This window comes from Nocardia sp. X0981 (assembly GCF_977089955.1).
This window is the reverse complement of sequence record NZ_OZ372435.1, coordinates 1,749,923-1,775,594: the sequence shown is the minus strand read 5'-3', so window position 1 is coordinate 1,775,594 and position 25,672 is coordinate 1,749,923. Positions and strand designations below refer to the sequence as shown.

Genomic DNA, 25,672 nt, shown 5'->3' with positions numbered 1-25,672 from the left:
CATCTCGGGCACGGCAGTACGCACCGCGCGCCGATTCCGTCCGAGCGTAGTCCGGACCGGGTTACTGCCGGCCGTTCGGGCTGTCCCACGAGTGTGTGCCGCCGTGCCCCGGCTCTCCGCCGGTGCCCTGTTCGGGGTGAGGGGTCGGGGGCTGTTCCGTCCCGCCCGGGGTGTAGCCGGGATCGGGCGGTGACTGCGGCTCTTCCCGGGGCGGCCAGCCGGGGGCCGACCAGCCCGCGGGAGCGCCGTAATCGGGTCGCGAACCCTGCGTCGCGCCCCGCGGATAGGCGGGGGCGGGCTGCGGCGGGGATGCCGGGTACCCGGTGGGCTGCTGGTAACCGTGTTGCGGGAGGGCGGCGCCTGGGTATCCCGCGGGCTGCGGCAGGCCACCGGCCGGGTCGTGCGGTGCGGCGCCCACGGGTACCGCCGGTTGCGGCGGCCACGGCTCGCCTCGCTCGGCGGCGAGCTCACCCGGGGTCTTGACCGGGGGCTTATCCGAAGGGACCCGCTCCCCGAAGTCGTTGAAGGCGGTGATCCGGGGACGTTTGCGTACCGCGCCGAGAAGTGTTTCCAGATCCTTGCGGTGCAGGGTCTCCCGTTCCAGCAGGGCGGTGGCCAGCTCGTCGAGCACATCGCGGTACTCGCTGAGAATCGCCCAGGCTTCGGTGTGCGCGGCCTCGATGAGGTTGCGGACCTCCTCGTCGATGGCCCCGGCGACCTCGTGCGAATAGTCCGATGCCGTGCCCATGGACCGGCCGAGGAACGGATCGCCCTGTTCCTGGCCGTAGCGGACGGCACCGAGCCGGGCACTCATCCCGTACTCGGTGACCATGGCCCGGGCGATCTTGGTGGCCTGGTCGATATCGGAGGACGCGCCGGTGGTCGGCTCGTGGAAAACCAGTTCCTCGGCCGCCCGGCCGCCCATGGCCATGACCAGCCGGGCGATCATCTCCGAACGGGTCATCAGGCCTTTGTCGTCCTCGGGCACGGTCATGGCGTGTCCGCCGGTACGGCCGCGGGCCAGGATCGTCACCTTGTACACCGGTTCGATATCGGGCATCGCCCAGGCCGCCAGGGCGTGGCCGCCCTCGTGGTAAGCGGTGATCTTCTTCTCGTGCTCGCTGATGATCCGGCTCTTCCGGCGCGGACCGCCGATCACCCGGTCCACCGACTCCTCGAGCGCGTCGCCGGTGATGGTGGAGCCGTTTTCCCGGGCGGTGAGCAGGGCGGCCTCGTTGATCACGTTGGCCAGATCGGCGCCGGACATACCCACGGTGCGTTTGGCCAGACCGTCGAGGTCGGCTTCCGGGGAGATCGGCTTGCCCTGGGAGTGGACCCGCAGGATGGCGCGCCGACCGGCCAGGTCGGGGTTGCTCACCGGGATCTGGCGGTCGAAACGTCCCGGGCGCAGCAGCGCCGGATCGAGGATATCGGGGCGGTTGGTGGCGGCGATCAGGATGATGCCGGTGCGGTCACCGAAGCCGTCCATTTCCACCAGCAGCTGGTTGAGTGTCTGTTCGCGCTCGTCGTGGCCGCCGCCGAGACCGGCGCCACGCTGCCGGCCGACCGCGTCGATCTCGTCGACGAAGATGATGCACGGACTGTTCTGTTTGGCCTGCTCGAACAGATCGCGCACCCGGGACGCGCCGACACCGACGAACATCTCCACGAAATCCGAGCCGGAGATGGTGAAGAACGGAACACCCGCCTCGCCCGCTACGGCGCGCGCCAGCAACGTCTTACCGGTGCCGGGAGGACCGTAGAGGAGGACGCCCTTGGGGATCTTGGCGCCCAGCGCCTGGTAGCGCACGGGATTCTGCAGGAAATCCTTGATCTCGTACAGCTCTTCGACAGCTTCGTCGGCGCCGGCCACATCGGCGAAAGTGGTCTTGGGCATATCCTTCGACAGCTGTTTGGCCTTGGATTTACCGAAGCCCATCATGCCGCCGCGGCCGCCGCCCTGCATCCGCGACATCACGAAGATGAACAGCCCGAGCAGGATCACCATGGGCAGGACGAACAGCAGGATCTGGGTGAGCCAGCTCTCCTGTTTGACCACCGTGTTGTACGGCGCCCCGGAATTCTGTACGGCCTGGAAGACCTGCGCGGAGGTATCGCTGCCTCCGGGGTACTTCGCGATGATCTTGTTCTGGCCCTGGGTCGCTTCGTTGCCGCTCTTCAGCTCGATCCGCAACTGCTGTTCGCGATCATCGATCTGAACGTGGGTGACGTTCTCTTTGTCGCCGAGCTGGTTGAGGGCCACCGAAGTGTCGACGCTCTGCCAGCCGCGGGTGTCGTTGCCGAAGTAACTGAACAGATAGATCACGAGCAGAATGCCCGCGATTATCGCCAGGGTGCGAAACACTGTCTTGCGGTTCATAGAGCGTCGGCCGGGCGGCCAGTCCTTTCAGGCGTCTCCGCGTTCTTGCCTAGCGATGCGTCGCTCTCGGACGGCGCAACCCGCCTCCGGGAACCGCCTGATGGCGGATTCGGATGCGGACATGCCACGTTACCGCGTACCGTCTAACCGATACATCGCGCTTCCTGACTTATCGCAAGCAAGGAGTTCGGCGTGTGATGCAGTTCAACAGCTAAACGGCCGGAAATCCACGGTGGTTCCCGGGGTCGTGGTCTGTGGTATCTCGTAGTGATCACAATCATGGCACGCATGACCGATGATGATCGACGTACGACCCGAGCGCAGGGGGTATGGACATAGTCGAGTTACGGACACCCACAGCTATCGTGCGGCACGGTGAAGGACGGCTCGTGGTCCTTCGCCCGGAAGCCGACGGCGATGTCGACAGCGACGGCGAACGAGTCCTGGACGTCGCGGTGACCGATCTGCTGGAGGTACGGCTGAGCCGGCGTGCCGACGACGCGGTGGTCATCGAGATCTATCTGCGCTATCCCACTCCGGTGCTGGTCGGGGTACCCGCCGATCGCACCCCGCTGCCCGTGCTCATCGCCGAACACGATGTGCCCGCGGCCGCCGGGATCGTGGCGCGGATCAACGACCAGATCCTGGCGGCACAGCGGGTCGATATCGCGGCGCCGGATCTCACACCGCCCCTCACCGAGCCGACCGATCACGGGCCCGTCCGCGCGGATGTGGAGCGGGCGGTCCGCCGGATGTCGGCGAACGGACGCGGCGAACCCGCCGTGGCCGGCCTGCACGGATACGTCGGCGATGACGAGTACGTGCTGGAAACCGCGCGTGTCGTCGCACACCCGCCGGTCGGCGGCGACGATGTCTGCCTGCTCACGGTGACCACCGCGCGGGTGCTGCTGACCTCGCTGGGCGTCGACGAACCGTACGCCCACGAACTGCCGATCCCGGTGATCATGCACGCGCGCGCCACCGAGGAGGCGCTGTCGGTGGCCGAGGACGCGCGCGCCGCCGGCCGTCGCCCCCTGATCGAAGTGCACGACGGCAACACCACGATGCACTTCACCGCCCTGGACCGGGCCGACGCCGAGCGGGTGGCCTGCGCGATCAACTTCGCGGTCCGGCTGGTCGCGGTGGACGGTTCGACCGGACCGGCCGACCCCAGCGTCGCCCATCTGTACTCGGAATGGGAACTGCTGGTCGAGCGGCATTCCCTGGGCATGGTCGACGATACGCAGTTCCAGCGATACGGCCGCGGTATCCTGCGCTCCCTGCCGGGTATCTGAGCGTCGACGGCACCGTCGCCGGCTCGGCTACGACGCCCCGGTCGGGCGCTGCCGGGTACGAGGCGGGGCCCACTCCGGTAGGTCGGTGACCAGATCCACCAGGGCGATCGCGGCCGGGCTGCGGCGCCGGGCTTCGTGGGCTTCGGCCGTCTTCACCGCCAGGGCAGCGAGAACCGCCGAACGAGGAGGAAGCCATGAGCTTGCGTATCGCCGTCGCCGGAGCCACCGGAAATATCGGAGCTCTCACCGTCACCGCGCTCGAGGCGAACGGGCACGAGGTCGTACCCATCAGCCGCTCCCAGGGTGTGGACCTCGCGACCGGTGCGGGCCTGGATTCCGCGCTGACCGGTGCGGACGCCGTGATAGACGTGACGAATTACACCACCGCCGACCGCGCCGAATCCGTCGCCCACTTCGGCACCACCACACAGAACCTGCTCGAAGCCGAGCACAGGGCCGGTGTCCGCCACCACGTGCTGCTCTCCATCGCCGGGGTCGGCCGCGTCGAGGGCAATGCCCACTACGCGGGCAAACGGGAACAGGAACGCCGCGTGAGTCAGGGCCCGGTTCCGTGGACGATCGTCCCCGCCACACAGTTCCACGATTTCGCCGTCATGGTGACCCGCTGGACCGAGCAGGACGGCGTCGCCCCCATCGCGCCCCTGCTCGTTCAACCGATCGCACCCGCCGATGTGGCCGCGATCCTCGCCGAGATCGCGACCGGCGCACCTCGGGGCCGCTACCGCGATATCGCCGGGCCCGAAACCCAGGACCTGGTGGATATGGCCCGCCGCACCAACGACGTGCTCGGCCGGTCGATAAAGCTGGTGCCGACCTGGTCGTCACTGTTCGGTCCGGATATGGCCGGGAACGCACTGCTGCCCGACGCGAACGCGCGCATCGCACCGACCACCTTCGACCGATGGCTGGCCGGACAGCGCTAGGCGCGGTCGCCCCGTACCGGGCGGCGGATGCTTCCGGAGCTAGTGCAACTCGATACGCCGCCACGGACTGGTGGGGCGCAGCCAGAGCCGGAGCAGCTCCAGGCGGCGGTCCACCCCACCGTCCTTGAGTTCGGCCAGGTCCTCGCAGGCCTGCCAGTAGGTCCAGCCGGTGAGGTAGGCATCACCGAACTGGCGCCAGTTGCGGTATTTGCGCTGCGCCAGTGGCAGCGCCCGGGCCAGATAATCCCAGGCCACATCCGCCTCGATATAGCCGGCGGTGTAGGCCATACGCGCCACGGCGACCACCCGGGCCAGATCCCAGGCGTGGATATCGGCGGGCAGGGGGCGGGAGAGATGGTCGGTGAAACCGATCTTTATCGCTTGGGACCAGATGTCGTAGTCGCGAACAAGTGCCTCGGAGTTGTCGATACCGCGGAACGAGGCGACCTGCCGCAGGAAAGCGCGGTGCCGGTCGGCGCGCTCCCCGAAGCGGTCGCGTTCGCTGGCATTCAGGGAGGCGGTGACCAGCGGGTGCACCAGGGCGTACAGGGGCGCGTGCATACCTTCGAGAAGCTGTTCCATGGAGGCGCGGGCCTCGGTACCGTCGGTGATCCCCCAGGCGCCGGTGAGCGTATCGATGGCCAGTTCACGCCGGTCACCGAGCGGATGGTCCCGCTCGGGTCCGAGCAGCAGCGCGTCGTGGAAGGCGTCCCAGCGGGCCGAGTAGAAAGCGCCCAGCGACAATGCGCGCAGGCGGTCGTCGTCGATCTCCGCGCCGGACCAATGATCTTCCTCGCGCTTGTCCAGCTCCGGATAGGGGAAGGGGGTCGGGGTGGGCAATCCGACAGCAGCCATACCGTGAGTCTAGGACCCGGCCCCCGGGCTGGTCCGGTCAATGTGTTTTCACATTTGTTCCTTGGCCTGTCACAGGCCCTGTTCCGGGGCTAATGTGCATCCATGTGTAGAAACATCACCGTCTTGCGAGGTCTGGAACCCGCCGCTACCGAGCAGGAGATCTATGCCGCCGCCCTACAGTACGTGCGCAAGGTCGGTGGCCTGTCCGGGCTGAGTTCGGCCACCAAACCCGCCGTGGACAAGGCGGTCGCGGCGGTCGCCGCGGCGACCACCACCTTGCTCGCGGAACTGCCCGACCGCCGGATGCCCCCGGCTACCGAACCGCCTCTGCGCCGGCTGGCTCGCGAAAACGGATAACCGCAACCTCGGGTACCGCGGCCGGGCGCGGTGTCCGCCCAGTGTGTCACGATCGAACCCGTGAGCTGATTCACAACGATCAGCCGCAACCGGTTACGAGCACGCAGTGGGAGAACAGCAGTGACCAAAACCGAATCGGCACAGTCCGACGCCGCGGCCGAGCCCACGGGCGCGTCCCCGGACTCGGATATCCGTGTCCTGAACCCCGCCACCGGAGAGGTGGTCGGCTCGGTGGCCGATATGTCCGCCGAGCATGTTGTGGCCACTATCGCGGAACTGCGCGAACACCAGCGCGAATGGGTGGCCATCGGCCCCGACGGGCGTAAGGAATGGCTCCTGAGACTGCAGGACTGGATCATCGACAACACCGAGGTCCTGGCCGACGTCCTCCAGTCCGAGACCGGCAAACCCCGGGTCGACGCCCTTATCGACCCGATTTTCGGTAGCGATCTGATCGGCTATTACGCGCGGCGCGCCGGCAAGTTCCTGGCCGACGAGCACCCGTCGCCGCACAGCCCCCTGGCCCGGGTGAAACGGCTGACCACGATCTTCGAACCGTATCCGGTGGTCGGAGTGATCACCCCGTGGAACTTCCCGTTGGCCATGCCCATTCTGGATGTGATCCCGGCGCTGGCGGCCGGTGCCGCGGTGATCTTGAAGCCCTCCGAGGTCACCCCGCTTTCCGCCCTCGAACTCGCACGCGGCTGGACCGAGATCGGCGCCCCTCCGGTGTTCTCCGTCGTCACCGGAGCCGGCGCGACAGGCGCGGCCGTCGTCGACAATGCCGACTACATCCAGTTCACCGGCTCCACGGCCACCGGTCGCCGGATCGCCTCCGCCTGCGCGGCTCGGATGATCCCCTACAGCCTGGAACTCGGGGGTAAGGATCCGGCCATCGTGCTGGCCGATGCCGACCTCGACCGCGCCGCGCACGGAATCACGTTCGGCGGCATGTTCAACTCCGGGCAGGTCTGCATCTCGGTGGAGCGGGTCTATGTGGAGGCGCCGGTATACGACGAATTCGTCGCCAAATTGACCGCGAACGTCGAGGCGCTGCGCCAGGGTCGTGACGACCGCACCCCACGCAACGATGTCGGAGCGATGGCCAACGAAAGTCAGGTCGCCATCGTGGCACGGCATATCGACGAAGCGGTCGCCGCCGGGGCCAAGGTGCTCACCGGGGGTAAGCGCACCGGTGAGGGCACCTTCTTCGAGCCGACGGTGCTGGTCGATGTGGACCACAGCATGTCGTGTATGACCGAAGAGACCTTCGGGCCGACCCTGCCGGTGATGAAAGTGGCCGACGAAGCGGAAGCCATCCGGCTGGCCAACGATTCCGTGTTCGGGCTCTCGGCCTCGGTGTGGACCGAGGACAAGGCCCGTGGTGAACGGGTGGCCCGGGCCCTGAACGCGGGCGCGGTGAATATCAACGACGTCTTCGCCAACCTGTTCAATTTCGCGCTCCCGATGGGCGGCTGGGGTGATTCCGGGGTCGGGGCCCGCTGGGGCGGCCCCAATGGAGTGCGCAAATACTGCAAGGCCAAGGCCGTCACCACGCCGATGCTGCCGACGCAGGAACGGGAACTCACCTGGATGCCCTACGACCTCAACAAGATCCTGATCGGCCTCGGCGCCATGCGCGCGGCCGGTGCGCGCGGTATGCGCCGGATCAATGTTCCCGCCCTGCTCCGTCTCAAGGGAGAAAAACAATGAGGGGCGATACCTCCACCGAGGGCAGAGGCAACGGCGGAGAAGGACGCCCGAGGCGATACCTCCGCCTTTACCCCGGTCGCCGCGGACCGTCCGAAACCGCTCGAAAGGAACAATGGTGAGCAAGACCGAATCCATTCGTGGCAAGGTTGTCGTGATCACCGGGGGTGCCCGTGGTATCGGCCTGGCCACCGCACTCGCCCTCGCGAAATTGGGAGCCCGGATCGCGATCGGCGATATCGACGAGAAGACCGTCAAGGAATCGGGTACCGATCACGATTTCGCGTACTACGGCCGGCTGGACGTCACCGATATCCAGTCGTTCACCACTTTCCTCGACGATGTGGAACGCGAGCTCGGTCCGGTCGACGTGCTGATCAACAATGCCGGGATCATGCCGACCGGGCGGCTGGTCGAAGAATCCGATCAGATCACTCGCCGGATTCTGGATATCAATGTCTACGGCGTGATCCTCGGCTCGAAGATCGCGCTGGCCCGGATGCTCGAACGCGGGTCCGGGCACATCATCAATATCGCTTCCCTGGCCGGGGAGACCCATATCCCCGGCTTGGCCACCTATAACGCGTCCAAACACGCGGTGCTCGGTTTCACCGACACTCTGCGCGAGGAGTACCGGGGTACCGGCGTCGCGTTCTCCTCGGTACTGCCCACTCTCACCAATACCGATCTCGGATCGGGGGTCGCCGCACCGAAGGGGCTGCCGGCCGCCGAACCGGCGGATATCGCCGCCGCGGTGGTCCGGTTGATCGCCAAGCCCCGGGCCAAGGCTCGGGTCACGCGCGCGGCCGGCGCCATGTCGGTTTTCGTGAACCTGTTGCCGCAGGCGGTGGGTGACGCGTTGGGGCGGTCGATGGGCTCGGCACGGACCTTCCTCGACGATGTGGACGCCGAGAAGCGCCGTGCCTATGAGGAACGCATCCGGCAGGACTGAACCGAAGCATATGGACGACGCCACGGTCCGTTTCCGACGGGCCGTGGCGTCGCGTTCGCGCCGAAAAGACGGCCCCGAAACCCCAATGTGACCAATATCACCAACGGGCGAAACGGGGGTGGACACAGCACATACGAGGCCCGGGCACCGGCCACCCGCCCGGGCCCGCCCACATCAGCCGAGGTGGAGTGCCCATACTCGCCGAAAAAGCCCTACCACGGGAAATGCGCATCCTCCCGCTCCGCGTCGCCCGGCCGAGCGGCGCGGACCGCCGAGCGGAGAACCAATGATGCACATCACGGTGACACCCCATAAGCTGTCACTAACAAACCTGCCGACTGTTTCGAACCGGGTATGCGGACCTTCCGAACATATTAGGGCTGGAAATTCGGCAACGATTCTGATAGCAAGGTGCTATGGACCCGCATTTGCGCGATCTGCGGTATTTCGTCGCCGTCGCCGAGGAACTGCACTTCACCAACGCCGCCCAACGGCTGCACATCGCTCAACCGACCCTGTCGCGTCAAATCCGACAGCTGGAACGTCAGCTCGATGTGGTCCTGTTCGATCGCAACCAGCGCAGTGTCGCGCTCACGGTCGCCGGCAAGGAACTGCTCAACGGCGCCCGGAAGATCTTGGAACTCTGGGAGACCACCAACAGCTCGCTCCAGGAAGCAGGCGAAGTGCTGCGGGTCGGCCTGCAGTCGACGTTGGGTCGTGGCCTGCTACACGATCTGGAAAGTGCCAGCGGCCACCGGCTCGCCCTGCATCAGGCCGCCTGGACCGACCCCTCCAGCGGACTCGCCGGCCGGCAAGCCGATCTGGCCCTGGTCTGGTTACCCCTGCCCGACTCCAATCGCTACCGCTGGCAGGTACTGCGCAGCGAACGCCGCTGGGTGCTGCTCCCGGAGAACCACCCGCGCGCGCACCAGGAAATGATCGATTTCGCCGATATCGCGGACGAGCCGTTCATCGCGCTCCCCGCCGAGGCCGGCGCCGTCCGTGACTTCTGGCTCGGCAACGATGCACGCAACGGTCGTCCCGCCACCATCGGTGCCGAAGCAGCCACCCCGGAGGATCGGCTGGAGGCCGTAGGGCTCGGACTCGGGCTCTGCCTGCTCGCCGAGAACAATGTCCCGATGTATCGGTGGCCGGGCCTGACCGCCCGTCCGGTGACCGGCCTGCCGCCGTGCGAACTCGCGGTCGCCTGGCGCGCCGATGATTCCCGCCCGACCATCCTCGAATTCGGGCAGCGCGCCCTCGCGGGCGGCTTCGCGGCGCCGCCCGCCATCTCCGCCTGACCCCCGCCACCGCCGGTCGTGGGTAGCCGGGCCACCGCCCGCCTACCCACCGCCGGTTCAGGCCGGCTCGCCGCCGTAAACCCGCGGATGCAGCGTGCCGATATACGGCAGATCGCGGTAGCGTTCGGCGTAATCGAGGCCGTAGCCCACGACGAATTCGTTCGGGATATCGAAACCGACGTTCGCGACCTCGACCTGCGTGCGCAACGCATCGGGTTTGCGCAGCAGGGTCACCACCTCCAGCGAAGCCGGGTTGCGGGTGGAGAGATTACGCATCAACCACGACAGCGTCAGCCCCGAGTCGATGATGTCCTCGACGATCAGCACATTGCGGCCCGCGATGTCCTTGTCCAGGTCCTTCATGATGCGCACCACACCGGACGAGGACGTCGAGGATCCGTAGGACGAGACGGCCATGAACTCCATCTGCGTCGGGATGGGCAGGGCCTTGGCCAGATCCGTCATGAAGAAAATGGCGCCCTTGAGCACGCCGACCAACAGCAGATCCCCTTCCGGGGCGTCGGCCGGGTATCGCTTGGCGATCACCTCGGCCAGTTCACTGGTCTTGGCCGCGATTTCTTCTTCGGTGATCAGAACCGAAGCGATATCGTCCCCGTACACGTCAACTGGTTTCCCTTCGGTCTCGAGTCTCCCGGGCGGTGTGGGCAAGTGTCAGCCTGCCATGCTCGCGGACGACGACCAACCTCGTCCCCCGCCCGGCGCCGCCCACCGCGACCCCGCCCTGGCCGCGCCAGGCCACCACCAGCTCGTCGATACTCCGCAGATGCGAACCGGTCACCGACCGCACCCCGCACGCCAGCAGCCAGGCCCTTACGGCCCGGCGGCGCACCGCCGGGGCCGCGCCGGCCAGCACGGCGCATGCCAGCGTAGGAGACCCCTCTCCCGCCCGGATCACCAGGTGCTCGGCGAGCTCGTCCAATACGGCGTTGTCCTCGCGCAACTGTTCGGCGGTACGCGCCAGGGCGAGGGCGGCGGTCCCACCGAGCACATCCTCGAGCAGGGGCAGGACCTCGGTGCGCAGCCGGACCCGGGTGAATTCCGGGGAACTGTTGTGCGGGTCCTCGTAGGGAGTCAGGCCGAGGTCGGCGCAGAACCGGCGGGTGGTCTCCCGCCGTATCCCCAGTAACGGGCGGCCCCAGGGTTCGTCATAAGGCGCCATACCCTGGATCGAGCGCGCGCCCGATCCGCGGCCGAGGCCGAGCAGCACGGTTTCGGCTTGATCGTCGAGCGTATGGCCGAGCAGTACCGGCAGGCCGCCGCGAGCGGCTTCCAGCGCCGTATAGCGCGCGGTGCGGGCGGCCGCCTCCATCCCGCCCGGGCCGGTCACCTCGACCGGCAGCACCCGCGCGGAACGGCAACCCAACGAGCGGGCGGTAGCCGCGGCGCGCGCCGCGACCTCGTCCGACCCGCGCTGTAACCGGTGGTCCACCACCAGCGCGTCGACCACCGCGCATTCGGCGAGCGCCGCACCGGTGAGGGCGAGCGAATCCGCGCCGCCGGAAAGGGCGACCGCCACCCCCGGCTCCGCCGTCCCGAAACGGGACAACCAATCGCGGACGGCATGCCGCAGGGCCAGCACCGCGGGCGTTTCCGGCAGCCGGACCCCCCGCCGCTCCGCTGGTGGCACGGACTCAGCCCAGGACGCGGGCGATCCAGCGCCGCGGCTCGTCGATCTCGTCGGTACGCGGCAGGGTCTGCGCATCGGTCCACACCATGTTGAACCGCTCCATACCGACCGTACCCACCACTTCGTCCACGAAGGCCTTACCGCGCACGTACTGGGCCACTTTGGCGTCGATTCCGAGCAGGGCGCGCAGCAGCCGCTGGATGGGATTGGTGGGGCGGGTGCGACGTTTGTCGAACGCCGTCCGGATCTGTTCGACGGTGGGCACCACGCTGGGACCCACCGCGTCCATGACATGGTCGGCATGCCCCTCCAGCAGGGTGCCGAGCAGCAGCAACCGGTCCAGTGCCGCCCGCTGGGCGGGTGGCTGGGTGGCGCGCAGCAGACCCACCACACCGCGAGTGGCCGGATCATCGGGAACCTTCCCGCTGCGGCGCAGTTTGACCTCGGTGATCAGCCGGGACAACATCTCCGAAACGGCCTCGTCACCGATATCGCCCAGTATCTCGACATTCTCCCGCATGTACCCCGCCAACCACGGCGACGCGGAGAACTGGACCCGATGACAGACCTCGTGCAGACAGACCCAGAGGCGGAAATCGGCCGGGGAAACCCCCAGCGCTCGCTCCACACCCACGATATTCGGCGCCACCAGCAGCAGGGTGCCGTCGGGGCCGGTGAACGGATCGTATTGGCCGAGGATCGCGGTGGACAGGAACGCCAGCATGGCACCCACCTGGACCCCGGCCGGTTTACCGGCCAGCGGGCCACCACGCTCCTCGCTCCCGGTACCGGTGAGCTGCGCCATGGAATCCGCGGCCGCACCGATCCAGCCGGGCCGGTCGACTATCCAGGCGGCGGGCACCGGCTGGTCGTCGAGCAGACCGGTGACCGAGCGCACCGGCTCCTCGGCACGCACCGACGCCTCGGCGAGTTCGGCGACCGCCTGCTCGGCGGTGAACCGAGAGGTGCGGGGGCCGGCGGGGACGAGGGCGGCACCGGTACGGGCGGCCCAGCGCCAATCCACCGAACCGGAGAACGTGCGCCGTCGGTTGTCGCGTTCGTCGTCCGCCGCCGGGGCTGCGGGGCCGCCGGGCTCTTCTCGAATCGTCATGCGCCCTCCAGCCGCTCAGGAACATCCACAGTTGCGCAGCGCGGTCGCGACGGCGTCCAGAGCGGGCCGGCTGACCTCCGGCGGCCGGTCGCTCGACATCAGCGTGAAGGTGAGGACTCGACCGTCGCGATCCAGCACATACCCGGCCAACGTACTGGCCACCGACAGAGTTCCGGTCTTGGCGCGCACCCATCCGGCACCGTCCTGGTTCTGGGTGACATACCGGCTGCTCAGCGAACCGGTACCGCCGGCGACCGGAAGGTAGTCCAGGAGCGGAACCAGGGTGTCGGGCAGGGACGCGCTCGTATCGGTGGTCTCGGCCTGCCGGCCCGCGCCGGCACCGAGCGGCGGGGCCAGCGGCGGCGGAACCGTGACCGTCGGCTCGGTATCGCTGCCCGGACCCGCGGCGGTCGCCAGGATCTTGTCGAGCAGCCGTGCGGGCACCCGGTCGTCCACCGAGAGCCCGCTGGTATCGAACATGGTGGCACCGGTCGTATCGAAACCGTGCTCGGCCAGCACCGCCGCCACGGCCGCGGCCGCACCCTCGAACGACATCGGCCGGCCGGTGGCCTGCGCGACCTCCCGGCCGATGGTCTCGGCCAGCACATTGTCCGAATACACCATCATGTCGCGCAGCCGGTCCCGCAACGGCGCCGAAGCCACCTCGGCCAGTCGCTTGGTCCCCTGCGGCGCGGTACCGATCCGCACCCTGGCCGGGTCGAGGCCCAGCTCCACCGCCAGCCGCCGGCCCACATCCAGGGCGGGGGTACTCGAACGAGGCGAATACTCGGCCAGCGGATCGAGCCGCCCACCGTCGAGCATCACCGGTTCGATCGGTGCGATGGAACCACCGGGGATATCGATGGGGTCCCAGCCGCGGGCCATGGCCGGGCCGGAATAACTGGACACATCGACCAGAACGGTGTCCGCACGAACCTCGGCGTCCCGCAACTGCCCGGCCAGATCGCTCAACCGGGCGGCGCCCGGGTAATACCCCTCGCCGCCCGGTTGCGCGGTGAGCGTGGGGTCACCGGCGGCCACCAGCACGATTTCGTTCGGCGCCGCACCCGCCACCACCCTGGTCCGCACCCGCTGATCACCGGGCAGCGTGAGCAGCGCGGCCGCGGTGGTCATGATCTTGGCGGTGGACGAGGGGATCCGCGGTTCGTCGGCGCGGGCGGTCCACAGCACGGTGCCACTATCGGCATCGGTGACCGACCCCGCGAAACCCCCCAGATCGGGGTTGGCGGCAACCGGAGCGAGCGCCGCCGAGATGCCCGCCGGGCTCGGCGAGACAGCGGCGTCCGGTGCCGGCGCGACCTCGGGCAGGACCCGCACCGGCGCCGGCGGATCGGCGATCGTGAGCCCGCCGTGCCGGAATTCCGGGGTCCACGGCCGGAGCACCGCGGCGAGTACCGCCGCCGCCCCGGCCAGTGCCACCACCACGGTGATCACCCATGCGCGTATCCCGCGGCGCCGGCGTGTGGCCGAACCTTCCATACCGCTGCCGCCCTGCCAAACCACGTTGTCCGTCGTCTCCTCGTGCCCGACCATCACACCGGCCCCGCTGAACCCATGTGCCACCGACAACCCTATCGGTGTTCCGCTACCGTTCTCGGCGGACAACCGGGTGCGTCGGCCGTCGCCGACCGCCATGGCGCATTGTGAGAGCAGCGGAAGGAGCTGGCGTGGAGTTCGACGTCACCATCGAGATCCCCAAGGGTTCACGCAACAAGTACGAGGTCGACCACGAGACGGGACGGGTCCGGCTCGACCGGTTCCTGTTCACCTCGATGGCCTATCCGGCCGATTACGGGTACATCGAGGACACCCTCGGTGAGGACGGCGACCCGCTGGACGCCCTCGTCCTGCTGCCGGATTCGGTTTTCCCCGGCGTGATCGTGGAGGCCCGGCCCGTCGCCATGTACAAGATGACCGACGAGGCGGGCGGCGACGACAAGATCCTGTGCGTCCCCGCCGGTGATCCGCGGTGGGACCACATCCAGGACCTCGGCGACGTCCCGGAATTCGAACTGGCCGCGATCAAGCACTTCTTCGAGCGCTACAAGGATCTGGAGCCCGGCAAGTACGTCAAGGGTTCCGAATGGGTGGGCCGCGCCGAGGCCGAGGCCGAGATCGAGGCCTCCTTCCAGCGTCTGAAGGACAAAGGGGGGCACTGAGTTTCCGGCGACGCCTGCGGCGCCGTGGGCTCGAGCCGAGTTCTCGGCGGCGCATGCGGCATCGGGGGCCGAGCCCTTCCGGCGTCGTGTTCCAGCGCTCGGGACCCGCGTCTGCGGCGCATGCGCTTCGAGTGCGGAAGCACGACGCGGGCTCGGCCCTTTGCGGGCCGCGTAAGGCTCGGCGCCGCGTGGGTGCGTTGCCTCGTGAGGGCCGTTGCGGGTCGGGGTGTTGCCACACAGGACCTGCCGCTGGGTAAGGATGTTCCGGCACGCGGCGGAGGGGTTCTGTCGTGAGACCCGGTGCGGGGCGTCGTGCCGCGGTTGCTTACCGGCCTTTGTACTCGGGGGCTCGCTTTTCGAATACGGCCTGGATGGCCTCGGTCAGATCTTCGGAGGGCAGGAAGGCGGCGTTCCAGGCCGAGACGTAACGCAAACCCTCTGTGACAGCTGCCGCGTCCCGCTGTCCCAGAACGTCTTTCACGCCCTGTATCACCAGCGGCGGGTTCGCGGCGATTTCGCGGGCGGTGGCATGGGCGGCGGCGAGGCAGGCTTCCTGGTCGGCCAGGACGTCGTTGACCAGGCCGATCTTCTCCGCCCGTGCGGCGTCGATATCCTTGGCCGTGAAGGCCAGTTCGCGCAGATGCCCTTCCCCGATGATCGCGGGCAGCCGCTGCAGCGAACCCACATCCGCCACGATCGCGACCTTCGCCTCGCGCAGACTGAATTTCGCGTCCGCGCTCGCATAGCGGATATCGGCGGCGGAGATCAAATCGAGGCCACCGCCGATGCACCAGCCGGAGACGGCGGCGATCACCGGTTTACGGCATTCGGCCACCGCCGTGATCGAAGCCTGCAGCCGGCGGATCTCGCCGAGGAAGTCGGTACGCGGCGCAGCCAGCGCACGGTCGGCCATCAGCGGACCGAAGGTGCCGCTCATCGCGGGCAGATCCAGACCGTAGGAGAAATTTTTGCCCGAGCCGGTGAGCACAACGGCCCGGATATCGGGATCCGCGTCCAGACCACGGAAGATTTCCGGCAGCTCCCGCCAGAAATCCGGGCCCATCGCATTGCCCTTGCCCGGACCGGTGAGAGTCACCCGCGCGACGTGATCGTCGGTTTCGACGCTGAAAGCCTGCCAATCTGTCATTCGGCCAGCCTAGTGGTCGCCTCCGGCCGCCGGGCCGCCGATCTCCGCGGAGTCCGTCGGCGGGGATCGTCCGCTTTTCGGGGACACGACGGCGCACAGCGCTCTACCCTGTGCCCATGCGCAGGTCGCTTCCACCGATAACCTGCCGGGTCTCAGACACTTTGATCGCCCGCGGTCACCACGGGTTGATCATCACCGCGCCGGAATCGGCCACCACTGCCGCGGCCACCGCCGAGGTGATGGAGACCGACCTCGGGGCGCTCGTACAGGCGGAGGTTTTTCTGCTCGGTGACGAACCGATCCTGCTGCTGGTCTCCGCCGCCCACCGGGTGGATACGGCGCGCACCGGCGCCCGGCTCGACGGCGCGCTGATTCCCGCGCCGCCCCATCTGGTGGTCCGCTACACCGGACAACTGCCGGGCAGTATCGCCCCGGTCGGCCATCCGGTGAATCTGCCCACCTGGGTGGATTCCGCGCTGAGCGAGTTCCGCGAACTCTGGGCCGCGGGTGGTTCGCCGGGCACGGTGTTCCGCACGTCGTATCCGGAATTGCTGCGGATCACCGCCGGTCTTTCCCTCGACGTGGACTGAGCGGGTTTTCCGGACACCGGACCGGACAATTGCCGGGTTCCGGGCGTAGCGTCGGCTGGGTGACCGAAGCACCACGGCCCGAGACCGGAATCCGGATCCCCGACGATCTCAGCGGTATCACCGCGGAGGAATACCGCGCTTCCATGCGGCACTATCCGTCCGGCGTCACCATCGTGACGCTGAATTCGGCCACCGGCCCGGTCGGTTTCACCGCGACCTCGTTCGCCTCGCTCTCCCTGGATCCGCCGCTCATCTCGTTCAACATCAGCGATACCTCGTCCAGTCTCACCGCCCTGACCGCCGCCGATTCGGTGGTCATCCATTTCCTCGGCGAGCACCAGCGCCATCTGGCCCAGCGGTTCGCCCGATCCGCGGCGCAACGGTTCAGTGACCGGGCACTGTGGTCGACGCTGGACACCGGCGAGCCGGTCCTGCACGGCACGCCGCTGTGGCTGCGCACCACCATCGAGCGGCTCATCCCGATCGGCGATCACACCTTCGTGGTCGGCCGGGTGGTCCGGGTGCACGACGACACCGAGGAAGAGCCGTCCACCGTTCCCCTGCTCTACTACAACGGCAGGTACTACCGTCCGACCCCGCTCACCGACGATATGGACTAGCCGCCGGCGGACCGGCCACGATACCGCCGCCGCCGTATCGATCACCCCCTTCACCAGGTGTGATGACGATCCCAGCCGTCAGCTGGAGGTCCGGGGAGCCGGGTACTCTGTTCCCCCGGTCGACCGCTGTTCGCCGGGCGGTAACCCTGGTATGAGAGAACGAGTCCGTCGGCTGGGCGATGGAAGGTGGGCCGGGTAGATGCAGTCGCAGCTGCAAGCGGAAGGCGGACTCCGGTGTGCCGCGGCGGCGCCGCCCGCGCGTACGCTCGTCGACGTCCTCGCCGCCACGGCCGCCGCTCATCCCGACGCACCGGCGCTGGCAACCGCGGAACGAACCCTGTCCTATACGGAACTGCTCGCGGAAATCGATAACTCGGTAAAGGCTCTCGCCGCCGCCGGTGTCCGTTCCGGCGATCGTGTCGGGGTGCGGATGCCGTCCGGCACCTGGGAGCTGTACCTCACCATTCTCGCGGTACTGCACGCGGGCGCCGCGTATGTCCCGGTGGACGCCGACGATCCCAAGGAGCGGGCCCGGCTGGTCTTCACCGAGGCAGGGGTCACGGCCGTCGCCACGGCAACCGGTATCCATCCGGTACCCCACCCCCGAGGCGGATCGGCTCCGGCAACCGCCGGGCGATCACCCCGGTATCCCGCACTCGACGACGACGCCTGGATCATCTTCACCTCCGGGTCCACCGGTACACCGAAAGGTGTCGCGGTGACCCATCGCAATGCCGCCGCCTTCGTCGACGCCGAGGCCCGGCTCTTCCTGCGGGACGAGCCACTGGGCCCCGGTGACCGCGTGCTGGCGGGCCTGTCGGTGGCCTTCGACGCCTCCTGTGAGGAGATGTGGCTGGCCTGGCGGCACGGCGCCTGCCTGGTCCCGGCGCCCCGGGCCCTGGTCCGTACCGGTGCGGATCTGGGTCCGTGGCTGGTTCGCCAGGGCATCACCGTGGTGTCCACCGTCCCCACTCTGGCCGCCACCTGGCCCGCCGAAGCTCTGGAATCGGTGCGGTTGCTGATCTTCGGCGGCGAAGCGGTGCCACCGGAACTGGCCGAACGTCTCGCCGACGCCGACCGGGAAGTATGGAACACCTACGGCCCCACCGAAGCGACCGTGGTCGCCTGCGCGGCGCGACTGGACGGCACCGGCCCGGTGCGGATCGGGCTGCCGCTGGACGGCTGGGACCTGGTCGTGGTCGACGCCGACGGCACGCCGGTGGGCGAAGGGGAAGCCGGGGAACTGGTGATCGGTGGGGTCGGACTGGCCCGCTACCTCGACCCGGCCAAGGACGCCGAGAAGTACGCGCCGCTGGAAACGCTCGGCTGGGACCGCGCCTACCGCAGCGGTGACCTGGTGCGCAACGACAGCGCCGGGCTGATCTTCCTGGGCCGCGCGGACGATCAGGTGAAGATCGGCGGGCGCCGCATCGAACTCGGCGAGATAGACAACGCGCTCCAGCATCTACCAGGTGTGAGCGGGGCAGCCGCCGCGGTGCGTACCACGGCGACCGGCGCACCGCTGCTGATCGGCTACCTGACCGGCGTCGCACCCGATTACGATCTCACCGCGGCCCGGTCCACGCTGGCCGGGCAGCTTCCCGCCCCACTCATCCCACGCCTGGCGGTGGTGCCCGAACTGCCCACCCGAACCTCGGGCAAGGTCGACCGCAACGCCCTGCCGTGGCCGCTACCCGGTGCCGATACCGGCGCCGACCACGGTCTCACCGGCACCGCCGCCTGGGTCGCCGGACTCTGGACCGATGTACTCGGCGCCGAGATCACCGGCGCCGACGCCGATTTCTTCGCCCTCGGCGGCGGCTCGCTGTCGGCCGCCCAGCTCGTCACCGCCCTGCGGGCACGCTATCCCCGGGTGACGGTTGCCGATATCTACGACCGGCCGCGGCTCGGAGCGCTGGTCGAACTCCTCGAGCAGAGCGCCCCGGCCACCACCACCGCCACCCGGCGGGTCGAGCCGACACCATCGGCCGCCCAGGGGATCCAGGTCCTCGCCACGATCGCCTTGACCACGCTCACCGGTATGCAATGGGTGACCTGGCTCGCCGTCGTCTCCGGTATCGCGGGCGGGTCCGGTCTGCTGCCGTGGCTGCCGCGCCTGTCCTGGGGGTGGACCGTACTACTCTTCCTCGTCTTCATCACTCCGCTCGGCCGGATGGCGATCTGCGTTCTCGGCGCCCGGACACTGCTGGCCGGGGTACGGCCGGGCAGCTATCCGCGTGGCGGTTCGGTACATGTACGTCTGTGGGCCGCGGTCCGGCTGGCCGAGGCCAGCGGGGCGGAGAACCTCTCGGGAGCGCCCTGGATGGTCCCGTTCGCCCGCGCGCTCGGCGCGACAGTCGGCAAGGGGGTCGATCTGCACACGCTGCCTCCGGTCACCGGCATGCTGGAACTGCGCGACGGCTGCAGCGTGGAGCCCGAGGTCGATCTGTCGGGATACTGGATCGACGGCGATACCGTGCACATCGGGCCCATCCTGGTGGGTAAGGGTGCGGTGGTCGGCGCTCGCTCGGTACTGCTACCCGGGACGAAGATCGGTCGCGACGCCGAGATCGCGGCCGGTTCGGCCGTGGCGGGGAAGGTGAAGGCGGGTCAGGAATGGGCGGGGTCCCCCGCGGTGAAGATCGGCCGGGCGCAGCATCGCTGGCCGGCGCGGACCCCGGAGCGCGCGGTGCGCTGGGTGGTCGCTTTCGGGATCGGTTCGCTGGCGCTGGGGGCGTTGCCGCTGCTCGGGCTGGCGGCGGGTCTGCTGGTGATCGGGTGGGGCGTGCGCGACAGCGAAACCTTCGGTGCGGCCGTACTACCCGCGTTCCTGCTCTTGCCGGTCGCCACGCTGGTCAGCCTGGCCGGCTACGCGGCGGCCACGGTGCTGGCCGTACGGCTGCTGAGCATCGGCCTGCGCGAGGGCTACCATCCGGTGCGCAGCCGCGTCGGCTGGCAGGTCTGGGCGACCGAACGCCTGCTGGACTCGGCCCGCACCTTCCTGTTCCCGCTGTACGCCTCCCTGCTCACCCCGATCTGGCTGCGCCTGCTCGGGGCGAAGGTCGGCAAACGGGTCGAGGCTTCGACAGTGCTGTTGCTGCCCAAGTTCACCACCGTCGCCGACGGCGCCTTCCTGGCCGACGACACCATGATCGCGAGTTACGAACTCGGCGGTGGCTGGCTGCGCATCGGGGCGGCCAAGGTGGGCAAACGCGCGTTCCTGGGTAATTCCGGAATGGCCGCGCCGGGTCGCCGGGTGCCGAAGAACGGCCTGGTCGCCGTACTGTCGGCGGCACCGACCAAGGCCAAGGCGGGATCGTCCTGGCTGGGTAGCCCGCCGGTGCGGTTGCGCCGGTCGGCCGGCACGACCGATACCGACCGCACCTTCGACCCGCCGCTGCGCCTGCGGATTTTCCGGGCGGTGTTCGAAACCTGCCGGCTCGCCGCGGTAGTGGTGACTTTCGCCATCGGCCTCGGAGTCCTGCTGACCCTGGCCGGTCTGGCCGGGCGGTTCGGATATCTCACGGCCGCGCTGCTGTCCGGTGTGGTGTTGATGGTCGCGGGCGCGCTCGCCTGCGCGAGCGCTGTCACCGCGAAGTGGATTCTGGTGGGCCGTATCCGGGCCGAGGAGCATCCGCTGTGGAGTTCGTTCGTATGGCGCAACGAGGTATCGGACGCCTTCGTGGAAACTGTCGCCGCACCCTGGTTCGCCCGCGCGGCCACCGGTACACCGGTACTGAACCTCTGGTTGCGCGCGCTCGGCGCGAAGATCGGCCGCGGGGTATGGTGCGAGTCCTACTGGCTTCCGGAGGCAGACCTGGTGACACTCGGTGACGGTGCGACCGTGGAACGCGGCTGCGTGGTGCAGACCCATCTGTTCCACGACCGGATCATGGCCATGGACACCGTGACCCTGGAAGCCGGCGCCACCCTCGGGCCGCACTGCGTCGCGCTGCCCGCCGCCACCGTCGGCGCGGGCGCGACCGTGGGCCCGGCCTCACTGGTGATGCGCGGCGATACCGTCCCACCCTCCACGAGATGGTGGGGTAACCCCATCGCGCCCTGGTCCGGCCCGGCGGCCGCACCGGCGGAAGAGGAGACGGAGCGCTGATGGGGAGCCGGTTCTACGACGCCCCCATCGATGACTACCTCCCGCAGAACGGCAACCGGGGCTACCGGGTATCGCGGTACGAGCTGGAGCTGAACTACAAGGTCCCCAGCAACCGGCTCGCCGGCCGCGCCGTGATCACCGCGGTGACCACGGCCGAACGCCCGCGGTTCTCGCTCGATCTCTCGCAGGCGCTCGCGGTGTCGAAGGTACTGGTCAACGGCGGGAAAGCCGGTAAGTACGTCCACCAGCGGGGCAAGCTGACCATCACCCCCCGGGAACGGATACCGGCCGGCGGTGTCCTGCACGTGGTGGTGCAGTACGCCGGAGCGCCGAAACCGGTGCGCGGCCCCTGGGGCGAGGTGGGCTGGGAGGAACTCACCGAAGGGTCCCTGGTGGCCAGCCAGCCCAACGGCGCCGCGTCCTGGTTCCCCTGCGACGACCATCCCAGCTCCAAAGCCAGCTATCGCATCTCCATCACCACCGATACCCCGTACTACACGCTCGCCAACGGCACCCTCGTCGGCAAGCAGACCAAGGCGGGGCACACCACCTGGGTCTACGAGCAGACCGAGCCGATGGCCAGTTATCTGGCCACGGTGCAGATCGGCCGCTACCGCAAGCACCGGTTGAGCGACCGGCACACCGCGGTTCCCATGTACGCGGTGATCCCGGCGGCTCTGCGGACCGCGTTCGACCACGATTTCGCGCGTCAGCCCGAGATGATGGCGGTGTTCGGCGACCTGTTCGGGCCCTACCCTTTCCCGAGCTATTCCGTGGTGGTCACCGAGGACGACCTGGAGATCCCCATCGAGGCGCAGGGCATCTCGATCTTCGGCGCCAACCACTGCGACGGCCGGCGCGGTGCCGAACGTCTGGTGGCACACGAACTGGCGCATCAGTGGTTCGGCAACAGCCTCACCCTCCAGCACTGGTGTGATATCTGGCTGCACGAGGGATTCGCCTGTTACGCGGAGTGGCTCTGGTCCGAGGCGGGCGGCGGCCCGAGTGCCGATCGGATGGCCCGCGCCGCCTGGCACACGCTGGACCGCCGGCCACAGAACATCGTGGTCGGCGATCCCGGGCCCACGCTGATGTTCGACGACCGCGTGTACAAACGCGGCGCGCTCACTTTGCACGCGCTCCGGCTGGAACTGGGTGATACCGCCTTCTTCCGGCTGATCCGCGATTGGACCGCCCGGCACCGCCACGCCTCGGTTTCCACCGAGGAATTCACCGATCTCGCGGGCCACTACAGCACGGCGCCGTTACAGCCGCTGTGGCAGGAATGGCTCTATTCCGAAACGCTGCCCCCGTTGCCGCCGCTGGGCGGCTCCGCGGGGAGCACGGGTCAGAACACCAGGTAACGGCCCGCCAGCTGTTCGATCAGCGGATCGTCCTCGGCGACGCTGTCCAGCGCGTCGAGGTCGGCGACCACCGAGATCAGTCGCGGATCCTCTGATCCGGTTTCTCGCGGGCCGTCCTCGGCGAGCTGCCGGACCAGTTTCTCGCGTACCCGGTTCTTCAGTGTGTCGCGCATATCCCGCCTCGTCTGTCAGACCGGCGTCAGCCAAGTGCCCCACGGTGTGTTGCGCAGGATCGTGTATCCGGCGATCGAGCCGAGCAGCATCCACATGGTGGCACTGCTGATCCCGGGCAGCCGTGGCCCGGCGCCGCGCCACGCCCGGACGGCCCAATCGGCGACCCACAGCGCGAACAGCACCAGCATCGGCAACGCCAGCAGATTGCTGTGCAAGGAATCGATGACGTGTCCGTCTGTCAGGTTGTGTACTGCCCGCATACCCCCACATCCGGGGCAGTACACACCGAACAGCGCGTAGACGGGGCACAGCCCGTACGAACCCTCGATATGCGGGTCGCGCACATGCAGCAGTACCAGTGCCGCCGCTCCCGCACCCGCCGCCGCCAGTGGTAACGCGAGTCCGCCCCAGCGGGCCGGCCATGAGGTCTGCCCCGCGGGTCCCGGCCCGTCCGTTGTGGACGATCCCGGTTCGTCCGCGACGGGAAATCCGGGGCTCACCAGATCTCGTGGTTGTGTCCCGTCCGAGTCCTTCACAGTGCTCACGGTAGTCGCGGCACCCAGGTTGACGCCACAACCATCGGAGGTGCTTGCTCCGTTTCCACTGTTCCGGCATAAAAACTCACCGGATTGGGCATTCCTCCGCTAACAGTGCCCACAGCTGTACCGACATTCGGGATGAGAACACCATTCCGGGCGAAAGTATCCGCCAAGGCGCTTGCTCTTGTAAGCACATAGCTTGCAGAGTTACCGTGTCAGCAGACACAAAGGAGTGTTCTGATGCTGGTGAAGTCGATCACGGCGCTGTCGCAGGCGCACCACGGCGCGCTGACCGCCCCGTACCGAGCGGCGTTGCGTACGCGCCGATCCCGTACCGCGTGCTTCAACGCGCCCGTCGATATGCCGGAGGTCATACCCGTCACCACGGCCGACGGTGCCCGCCTGCGTGTTCACTCCTACGGCCCGCCCGACGGCGAGCCTATCGTGCTCGTCCACGGCTGGAGCTGCTGTATCGAATACTGGCACCCGCAGATCAACGCTTTCGCCGACCGCTACCGTGTGATCTCCTACGATCAGCGCGGTCACGGGGACAGCACGCTCGGTCGCGCCCCCCTGAGCGACCGCACGCTCGCCGACGATCTGGCCGCCGTCCTCGAGGCCACCCTGCCCACCGGGCAGCAAGCCCTGCTGGTGGGCCACAGTATGGGTGGTATAACCCTGCAGGCGTGGGCCGCCCATCATCCGGAGCAGGTCGCACACCGCGCCCGTGGGGTCGTCCTCGCCAACACCACCTCGGGCAATATCCGCTACGACACCGATCTGTTGCCGCTGCTGAACAAACCGCTCACGCTGGCGAATCAGCCGCTCACGCTGCTCGGCACGCCGGTCCGGCTACCGATGATCGTGGCGGAATCGCTGCTCACGACTCCGCTGCCGCTGCCCGGCGGCTGGGCGGTCCGCGAAATACTGAAAGAACGCATCATGGCGCGCGGCGCCACCGACGAGGCGGCCGATTTCGCACTCAATATCGTGCGCTCCTGCCGCCCGCTGGCCCGCGGCCGGCACGCCGCGATCCTGGCCGATCTGCAATTGGGCGCCGCCGCCGCCCACCTCACGGTCCCCACCACGATCATCGCCGGAAGCTACGACAAACTGCTGCCCGAACGGATGTCCCGCATCATCGCCGAGACCATGCGCGCCGCGGGCCATCAGTTCGACTATCAGGTCTGGCCCACCGGCCATCTCAGCAATATCGAGGATATGGACCGTTTCAACGCCGAGCTCACCTCCATCCTGAACCGCACCGGCCCCCGGTCAGCTGCCGCGGGCTGAGCGGAAGTCCCCGAGTCCGGTCAACGGAGCCCGGCTCGGTGGACCCCTTCGTACGCACCGCGCGGAAACCGGAATATCGGCCCCGGCGCGTCGCTGCACCCAGGCGACGACCCCAACCGATAGGACTGATGCATGCGCGCAGCGACCTATGACCGGTACACCACCGACGACAGCGATGTGCGGGTTCGCGATCTGCCCACGCCGAAGGTTTTTCCCGGATCGGTTCTGATCGAAGTTCGCGCGGCCGGGGTGAACCCGGTCGACTGGAAGGCGATGTCGGGCGGGCTGGACGGCCTGATCGATGCTGTGTTCCCGGTGATCCCGGGCTGGGATGTCGCCGGGATCGTCGTCGAGACCGGGATCGACACCCCCGAATTCGCGGTGGGCGACGAGGTGATGGCCTACGCCCGCAAGGATGTACTGCACGCCGGCACCTTCGCCGAACTCGTCGCCGTAGAAGCCGCGCACGTTGCCCGGAAACCGGCGAATCTACCGTGGGAGCAGGCCGGATCGCTGCCGCTGGCGGGCGGCACCGCACTGCGTACCCTCGATATTCTCGATATCACCGCGGCGGATACCGTGCTGATCCACGCCGCCGCCGGTGGGGTCGGCAGTCTCGGTGTGCAGATCGCCAAGGCCCGCGGCGCCCGCGTACTGGGCACCGCGTCCCCGCGTAATCACGATCATCTGCGCGAGCTCGGCGCCGAACCGCTCGACTACGGGGCGGGCCTCATCGATCGTGTCCGCGAACTCGCCCCCGACGGTGTGCAGGCCGTCGCCGATTTCGTAGGCGGTCAGCTCGACACCACCCGCGCGGTCCTGGCGCCCGACGGCCGGCACGCCTCGATCGCCGACACTTCGGTCACCGAATACGGCGGGCACGCCATCTGGGTACGCCCCGACGGAACCCAGACCCAGCGGCTGGCCGATCTGGCCGCCAAGGGTGATCTGACGGTCCCGGTCGCGGCCACCTTCTCGCTGGAAGAGGTCGCCGACGCATTCGCCGCGAGCCGGACCGGGCATACCCGCGGAAAGAATGTGATCGTTCTCTGAGCACCGGCCGGCAGGAACGTCGTGCCGGTGAGCGGGTGAAGCGACGGC

23 protein-coding genes are annotated in these 25,672 nt (G+C 68.4%); 13 read left to right on the top strand and 10 right to left on the bottom strand.

All coding sequences use genetic code 11. The annotated features are described in order from the left end of the window. Window positions 1–61: 61 nt before the first annotated feature. On the bottom strand, window positions 62–2,380 hold the full coding sequence (gene ftsH, locus ACYR7D_RS07815) for an ATP-dependent zinc metalloprotease FtsH (RefSeq protein WP_459548948.1): 2,319 nt from the start codon (window positions 2,378–2,380) through the stop codon (window positions 62–64). 389 nt (window positions 2,381–2,769) lie between these two features. Between ftsH and ACYR7D_RS07810 the strand changes: the two genes are divergently transcribed. After that, a complete protein-coding gene (locus tag ACYR7D_RS07810; RefSeq protein ID WP_459548947.1) occupies window positions 2,770–3,675 on the top strand; it encodes a hypothetical protein in 906 nt (301 codons plus the stop codon). 27 nt (window positions 3,676–3,702) lie between these two features. On the opposite strand, the gene ACYR7D_RS07805 is transcribed toward ACYR7D_RS07810, so the two are convergent. Beyond that, a complete protein-coding gene (locus ACYR7D_RS07805; RefSeq protein ID WP_459548946.1) occupies window positions 3,703–3,831 on the bottom strand; it encodes a hypothetical protein in 129 nt (42 codons plus the stop codon). 38 nt (window positions 3,832–3,869) lie between these two features. On the opposite strand from ACYR7D_RS07805, the gene ACYR7D_RS07800 reads away from it, so the two are divergent. Next, window positions 3,870–4,619, top strand: coding sequence for an SDR family oxidoreductase (locus ACYR7D_RS07800; RefSeq protein WP_459548945.1), 750 nt, complete (start codon window positions 3,870–3,872; stop codon window positions 4,617–4,619). Between the two features lie 39 nt (window positions 4,620–4,658). Here the strand turns inward: ACYR7D_RS07800 and ACYR7D_RS07795 are convergent, their stop codons facing one another. After that, the gene (locus ACYR7D_RS07795; RefSeq protein WP_459548944.1) at window positions 4,659–5,474 is read right to left on the bottom strand and encodes a DUF1266 domain-containing protein; all 816 of its coding nucleotides are present in this window, start codon (window positions 5,472–5,474) and stop codon (window positions 4,659–4,661) included. 102 nt (window positions 5,475–5,576) lie between these two features. On the opposite strand from ACYR7D_RS07795, the gene ACYR7D_RS07790 reads away from it, so the two are divergent. The 4 genes from ACYR7D_RS07790 (at window position 5,577) to ACYR7D_RS07775 (ending at window position 9,794) form a co-directional block, all read left to right on the top strand. Then, window positions 5,577–5,831 carry a DUF2277 domain-containing protein gene (locus tag ACYR7D_RS07790; protein ID WP_459548943.1) on the top strand — a complete coding sequence of 85 codons (255 nt, stop codon included), beginning with the start codon at window positions 5,577–5,579 and terminating at the stop codon, window positions 5,829–5,831. 120 nt (window positions 5,832–5,951) lie between these two features. Next, a complete protein-coding gene (locus ACYR7D_RS07785; protein ID WP_459548942.1) occupies window positions 5,952–7,544 on the top strand; it encodes an aldehyde dehydrogenase family protein in 1,593 nt (530 codons plus the stop codon). Window positions 7,545–7,656: 112 nt separating this feature from the next. Next, complete coding sequence (locus tag ACYR7D_RS07780; RefSeq protein ID WP_459548941.1) at window positions 7,657–8,493, top strand: SDR family oxidoreductase; 837 nt, start codon at window positions 7,657–7,659, stop codon at window positions 8,491–8,493. Between the two features lie 416 nt (window positions 8,494–8,909). Next, window positions 8,910–9,794: a LysR family transcriptional regulator gene (locus tag ACYR7D_RS07775; protein ID WP_459548940.1), complete on the top strand. Its 885-nt coding sequence runs from the start codon at window positions 8,910–8,912 to the stop codon at window positions 9,792–9,794. A 57-nt stretch (window positions 9,795–9,851) separates the two neighbouring features. Here ACYR7D_RS07775 and hpt read toward each other — a convergent pair whose 3' ends face one another. From hpt to ACYR7D_RS07755, 4 genes are read right to left on the bottom strand one after another with little or no spacing between them, the layout of a single operon-like run. Then, the gene (hpt, locus tag ACYR7D_RS07770) at window positions 9,852–10,415 is read right to left on the bottom strand and encodes a hypoxanthine phosphoribosyltransferase (protein ID WP_459548939.1); all 564 of its coding nucleotides are present in this window, start codon (window positions 10,413–10,415) and stop codon (window positions 9,852–9,854) included. A 1-nt stretch (window position 10,416) separates the two neighbouring features. Next, a complete protein-coding gene (gene tilS / locus ACYR7D_RS07765) occupies window positions 10,417–11,442 on the bottom strand; it encodes a tRNA lysidine(34) synthetase TilS (RefSeq protein WP_459548938.1) in 1,026 nt (341 codons plus the stop codon). 4 nt (window positions 11,443–11,446) lie between these two features. Further along, on the bottom strand, window positions 11,447–12,553 hold the full coding sequence (locus ACYR7D_RS07760) for a zinc-dependent metalloprotease (protein WP_459548937.1): 1,107 nt from the start codon (window positions 12,551–12,553) through the stop codon (window positions 11,447–11,449). Window positions 12,554–12,568: 15 nt separating this feature from the next. After that, the gene (locus tag ACYR7D_RS07755) at window positions 12,569–14,053 is read right to left on the bottom strand and encodes a D-alanyl-D-alanine carboxypeptidase/D-alanyl-D-alanine-endopeptidase (RefSeq protein WP_459550072.1); all 1,485 of its coding nucleotides are present in this window, start codon (window positions 14,051–14,053) and stop codon (window positions 12,569–12,571) included. Window positions 14,054–14,241: 188 nt separating this feature from the next. On the opposite strand from ACYR7D_RS07755, the gene ACYR7D_RS07750 reads away from it, so the two are divergent. Beyond that, window positions 14,242–14,733 carry an inorganic diphosphatase gene (locus tag ACYR7D_RS07750; RefSeq protein ID WP_459548936.1) on the top strand — a complete coding sequence of 164 codons (492 nt, stop codon included), beginning with the start codon at window positions 14,242–14,244 and terminating at the stop codon, window positions 14,731–14,733. Between the two features lie 325 nt (window positions 14,734–15,058). Here ACYR7D_RS07750 and ACYR7D_RS07745 read toward each other — a convergent pair whose 3' ends face one another. Further along, window positions 15,059–15,880, bottom strand: coding sequence for a crotonase/enoyl-CoA hydratase family protein (locus tag ACYR7D_RS07745; RefSeq protein ID WP_459548935.1), 822 nt, complete (start codon window positions 15,878–15,880; stop codon window positions 15,059–15,061). A 116-nt stretch (window positions 15,881–15,996) separates the two neighbouring features. Here ACYR7D_RS07745 and ACYR7D_RS07740 point away from each other — a divergent pair, with 116 nt between their 5' ends. The 4 genes from ACYR7D_RS07740 to ACYR7D_RS07725 all read left to right on the top strand — a co-directional run bounded on the left by ACYR7D_RS07740 (window position 15,997) and on the right by ACYR7D_RS07725 (window position 22,565). Beyond that, window positions 15,997–16,470, top strand: coding sequence for a YbaK/EbsC family protein (locus ACYR7D_RS07740; protein WP_459548934.1), 474 nt, complete (start codon window positions 15,997–15,999; stop codon window positions 16,468–16,470). 59 nt (window positions 16,471–16,529) lie between these two features. Further along, window positions 16,530–17,090, top strand: coding sequence for a flavin reductase family protein (locus tag ACYR7D_RS07735; protein WP_459548933.1), 561 nt, complete (start codon window positions 16,530–16,532; stop codon window positions 17,088–17,090). A 199-nt stretch (window positions 17,091–17,289) separates the two neighbouring features. Next, window positions 17,290–21,201: a Pls/PosA family non-ribosomal peptide synthetase gene (locus tag ACYR7D_RS07730; protein WP_459548932.1), complete on the top strand. Its 3,912-nt coding sequence runs from the start codon at window positions 17,290–17,292 to the stop codon at window positions 21,199–21,201. After that, window positions 21,201–22,565 (top strand): M1 family metallopeptidase, encoded by a 1,365-nt coding sequence (locus ACYR7D_RS07725; protein WP_459548931.1) that lies wholly within the window; start codon window positions 21,201–21,203, stop codon window positions 22,563–22,565. The genes ACYR7D_RS07730 and ACYR7D_RS07725 overlap by 1 nt, the downstream gene beginning before the upstream one ends. On the opposite strand, the gene ACYR7D_RS07720 is transcribed toward ACYR7D_RS07725, so the two are convergent. Together ACYR7D_RS07720 and ACYR7D_RS07715 are read right to left on the bottom strand one after the other, a co-directional pair. Further along, on the bottom strand, window positions 22,550–22,738 hold the full coding sequence (locus ACYR7D_RS07720) for a hypothetical protein (protein WP_459548930.1): 189 nt from the start codon (window positions 22,736–22,738) through the stop codon (window positions 22,550–22,552). The two genes, ACYR7D_RS07725 and ACYR7D_RS07720, sit on opposite strands and share 16 nt — an antisense overlap. Window positions 22,739–22,753: 15 nt before the next feature. Then, window positions 22,754–23,275, bottom strand: a complete 522-nt coding sequence (locus ACYR7D_RS07715) for a DUF2752 domain-containing protein (protein WP_459548929.1) — start codon at window positions 23,273–23,275, stop codon at window positions 22,754–22,756. A 243-nt stretch (window positions 23,276–23,518) separates the two neighbouring features. Between ACYR7D_RS07715 and ACYR7D_RS07710 the strand changes: the two genes are divergently transcribed. Together ACYR7D_RS07710 and ACYR7D_RS07705 are read left to right on the top strand one after the other, a co-directional pair. Then, window positions 23,519–24,571 (top strand): alpha/beta fold hydrolase, encoded by a 1,053-nt coding sequence (locus tag ACYR7D_RS07710; RefSeq protein WP_459548928.1) that lies wholly within the window; start codon window positions 23,519–23,521, stop codon window positions 24,569–24,571. 132 nt (window positions 24,572–24,703) lie between these two features. Continuing rightward, the gene (locus tag ACYR7D_RS07705) at window positions 24,704–25,624 is read left to right on the top strand and encodes an NADP-dependent oxidoreductase (RefSeq protein WP_459548927.1); all 921 of its coding nucleotides are present in this window, start codon (window positions 24,704–24,706) and stop codon (window positions 25,622–25,624) included. The last annotated feature ends 48 nt before the right edge of the window (window positions 25,625–25,672 follow it).

What these genes read in the sequence shown, in the direction of transcription:
- ACYR7D_RS07740 (WP_459548934.1), top strand. Translation starts at nt 15,997, where the DNA reads ATGCGCAGGTCGCTTCCACCGATAACCTGCCGGGTCTCAGACACTTTG.
- ftsH (WP_459548948.1), bottom strand. Translation starts at nt 2,380, where the DNA reads ATGAACCGCAAGACAGTGTTTCGCACCCTGGCGATAATCGCGGGCATT.
- ACYR7D_RS07775 (WP_459548940.1), top strand. Translation starts at nt 8,910, where the DNA reads ATGGACCCGCATTTGCGCGATCTGCGGTATTTCGTCGCCGTCGCCGAG.
- ACYR7D_RS07790 (WP_459548943.1), top strand. Translation starts at nt 5,577, where the DNA reads ATGTGTAGAAACATCACCGTCTTGCGAGGTCTGGAACCCGCCGCTACC.
- ACYR7D_RS07795 (WP_459548944.1), bottom strand. Translation starts at nt 5,474, where the DNA reads ATGGCTGCTGTCGGATTGCCCACCCCGACCCCCTTCCCCTATCCGGAG.
- ACYR7D_RS07760 (WP_459548937.1), bottom strand. Translation starts at nt 12,553, where the DNA reads ATGACGATTCGAGAAGAGCCCGGCGGCCCCGCAGCCCCGGCGGCGGAC.
- ACYR7D_RS07730 (WP_459548932.1), top strand. Translation starts at nt 17,290, where the DNA reads ATGCAGTCGCAGCTGCAAGCGGAAGGCGGACTCCGGTGTGCCGCGGCG.
- ACYR7D_RS07710 (WP_459548928.1), top strand. Translation starts at nt 23,519, where the DNA reads ATGCTGGTGAAGTCGATCACGGCGCTGTCGCAGGCGCACCACGGCGCG.
- ACYR7D_RS07800 (WP_459548945.1), top strand. Translation starts at nt 3,870, where the DNA reads ATGAGCTTGCGTATCGCCGTCGCCGGAGCCACCGGAAATATCGGAGCT.
- ACYR7D_RS07780 (WP_459548941.1), top strand. Translation starts at nt 7,657, where the DNA reads ATGGTGAGCAAGACCGAATCCATTCGTGGCAAGGTTGTCGTGATCACC.
- ACYR7D_RS07745 (WP_459548935.1), bottom strand. Translation starts at nt 15,880, where the DNA reads ATGACAGATTGGCAGGCTTTCAGCGTCGAAACCGACGATCACGTCGCG.
- ACYR7D_RS07725 (WP_459548931.1), top strand. Translation starts at nt 21,201, where the DNA reads ATGGGGAGCCGGTTCTACGACGCCCCCATCGATGACTACCTCCCGCAG.
- ACYR7D_RS07755 (WP_459550072.1), bottom strand. Translation starts at nt 14,053, where the DNA reads ATGGAAGGTTCGGCCACACGCCGGCGCCGCGGGATACGCGCATGGGTG.
- ACYR7D_RS07720 (WP_459548930.1), bottom strand. Translation starts at nt 22,738, where the DNA reads ATGCGCGACACACTGAAGAACCGGGTACGCGAGAAACTGGTCCGGCAG.
- ACYR7D_RS07705 (WP_459548927.1), top strand. Translation starts at nt 24,704, where the DNA reads ATGCGCGCAGCGACCTATGACCGGTACACCACCGACGACAGCGATGTG.